General features: G+C 47.8%; 5 protein-coding genes. 1 reads left to right on the plus strand and 4 read right to left on the minus strand.

The window, feature by feature from the left end; all coding sequences use genetic code 11:
• Nucleotides 1-18: 18 nt before the first annotated feature.
• From AC2VLY_RS11370 to AC2VLY_RS11385, 4 genes are all read right to left on the minus strand, one after another.
• On the minus strand, nt 19-585 hold the full coding sequence (locus AC2VLY_RS11370; protein WP_486894411.1) for a hypothetical protein: 567 nt from the start codon (nt 583-585) through the stop codon (nt 19-21).
• Nucleotides 586-698: 113 nt separating this feature from the next.
• The gene (locus AC2VLY_RS11375) at nt 699-974 is read right to left on the minus strand and encodes a hypothetical protein (RefSeq protein ID WP_486922307.1); all 276 of its coding nucleotides are present in this window, start codon (nt 972-974) and stop codon (nt 699-701) included.
• The gene (locus tag AC2VLY_RS11380) at nt 958-1,425 is read right to left on the minus strand and encodes a type II toxin-antitoxin system HicB family antitoxin (RefSeq protein ID WP_486894409.1); all 468 of its coding nucleotides are present in this window, start codon (nt 1,423-1,425) and stop codon (nt 958-960) included. The genes AC2VLY_RS11375 and AC2VLY_RS11380 overlap by 17 nt, the downstream gene beginning before the upstream one ends.
• Entirely contained in the window at nt 1,425-1,835 is a 411-nt protein-coding gene (locus tag AC2VLY_RS11385; RefSeq protein ID WP_486894407.1) for a type II toxin-antitoxin system HicA family toxin, read from the minus strand. Before AC2VLY_RS11385 ends, AC2VLY_RS11380 begins: the two co-directional genes overlap by 1 nt.
• A 106-nt stretch (nt 1,836-1,941) precedes the next feature.
• Here AC2VLY_RS11385 and AC2VLY_RS11390 point away from each other — a divergent pair.
• The coding region (locus AC2VLY_RS11390) for a hypothetical protein (protein WP_486922308.1) at nt 1,942-2,178 on the plus strand (237 nt) is incomplete at its 3' end.

Genomic DNA, 2,178 nt, shown 5'->3' on the forward strand with positions numbered 1-2,178 from the left:
TGGGGTCGGATATCCCTGTCATTCGGCGCGGATGACGACAGCTTCTCCGGCCACTAAGTGACGGATCAGAGCTATATTTCCCGCCAGATACGGAACATACCTGAAATCTGCCATATGAGCTGGGCATAGATCAATCATGGGGGCGTTTCGTTCTTTTTTTAGGTGGTAACGAATGCCCCACTTCAATGATCCGTCAAGGATCATTCCTGATTCATTGCTGATCCAGACGTGACCGGGAAATTTGCTCAAAAGTGGATTATACGGAATTTTGTCAAGCTCTTGCTTGGCAAATGTGAAAAGTGTCTCGTCATTTGTAGAAATTACGCTACCAACGGTAAGGAGCCAGCGTTTCTTTAGGATCTCTGTGATTACACCGTATAAATATTGGTGCGTATTTATGCACTCACCAGGAATGATCTCCTCATACTCTGGTTTTTCAAACAACTCATTGAGTAGTTTTAGCAATATAGTGTATTCCTGTTCTACGAGATTTGCCGGTTGTAGACTCTTGCTAACCGCAGTGTCAGGGAAAAGACGTGATGTGCGTCTGATAGCGCTATCAAGAAGCTCGCGATAATCGGCCATATTGTGATCATCCATTACGTAAAATCAGGGTTTATGAAGCTACAGGCACAGAACACACACCCTCTGTTCACATGTGTCCGCGTGAGCAGAACATACCCTAGCGGTGGAGAGCATCATTTCCTTCGTTGTATTGCCTCGGCATCGACACTCATTTGAGTAGCTTCAGAAACTTCAACCAGTGCGATTCTCGACAGACCCACCATAACCGTGGGCATGATCTTATCTGGGGAGGGTCCAGCCTGAACAACTGAAAAAGCAAACTCTGGCGCAAGTTCATAGTGGCCGGACTTTTTTTTGAAATGCTTAATCAGCAGGGTTGTCATCATCTTGATATCGATCTGTTCTCCAACAAGGGTTTTGGAAATCGGTTTCTTAGTGACGTTGTTCATGATTGCTTCCCTCAAAAAGTAGTGAGGAGATGTGCCACTTCGAGGCATCTTCGGGCAGATTTTCCCATTGGCCGCCTGTCATGATGTACACATTGTTGTGAATGGTTGATTTACGTTTATCCTCAAAGGATGAATCAATGGATCGACATATTACCTCATTGACGCTGCACCCATTTTTACTGGCAACAATGGCCACACGCCTATGTCTTTCTGGACCAATACGCACATTCAGTGTGCCACTGTATGTCTTGTCCGGTTCAATTTTAGCCTGTCTACAATATTCCAGATATTCATTGACCGCATCATGAAAGGCGGACTCAATGGCTGAGGATTCACTGGCTTCAAAGGTAATCAGGCTGTTGATATGTAAAATCTTGCCGAATAGAACGTGATCTTCTGCACTATATTCGACGGCAGCTTGATAACCTTTGTACTCAATAATATTACTCATCACAGAAACCCTTTTTCCTCCAGAAATTTCTTGATTTCCCGCACCTGATACTCCTTGAGTATCGGTTTTGGGTGTGGTCGACAGGTCCTGATCGTTAAGGCAGGATCCTGACGGTTGGCAAACAGGCAATGTGATCCACCCCCGTCCTGATTGAGCTGAAAATCGAAGAAGCGGAGCAGCCTGACAAGTTCATCCCATGTAAAGTCACGCGGCTGGGGTGTCGCGCAGAATCGATCTTTCAGCTTATCCAGTTTCGTCATATAGTCTTCATCATCCTCACTAGGATTGCAACCGGGTAATAGTTGCAAAAGTGACAGCCGCAAAAACCTGTCTGCCCCGGCGACCCAAACTCGGTGCGAAGTCGAGTATAGCGCTTCTGCACCTATCAGACCCTCCTGAAGCTTTTCCATTATTCCTCACCGCCTGCATTTGTCTGTCAGACAGAGAAAGTGGCCCTCTGCGCCCTATAACCCTCATGCGGGGGTTGTCCCCGTCTCTTTGCGCAAGGAGCACATCATGCCCTCTGAAGAAACAGTTTTGAAAAATCCTGTCCAGTCTGTCACAGAAATCCATCCAGACGCATCGGACGCAGTCCCGGTCACCGCCAGCACCGCCGTTTCCCGGCGCCGCCGCTGGCTGACCGTCGCCGGTACGGCTATTGTCACACTCGCCTTCGCATCCGACGCCTTTGCCTATTCGGGCGTAGGAGATATGGCCAACAATGTATCCGGTGTGATTCAGGACGGGGTCAAT

Source organism: Acidithiobacillus sp. TH-A36, from assembly GCF_057473445.1.

Coding starts and splice junctions, on each gene's coding strand:
- AC2VLY_RS11375 (WP_486922307.1), bottom strand. CDS start 974: ATGAACAACGTCACTAAGAAACCGATTTCCAAAACCCTTGTTGGAGAA.
- AC2VLY_RS11370 (WP_486894411.1), bottom strand. CDS start 585: ATGGCCGATTATCGCGAGCTTCTTGATAGCGCTATCAGACGCACATCA.
- AC2VLY_RS11385 (WP_486894407.1), bottom strand. CDS start 1,835: ATGGAAAAGCTTCAGGAGGGTCTGATAGGTGCAGAAGCGCTATACTCG.
- AC2VLY_RS11380 (WP_486894409.1), bottom strand. CDS start 1,425: ATGAGTAATATTATTGAGTACAAAGGTTATCAAGCTGCCGTCGAATAT.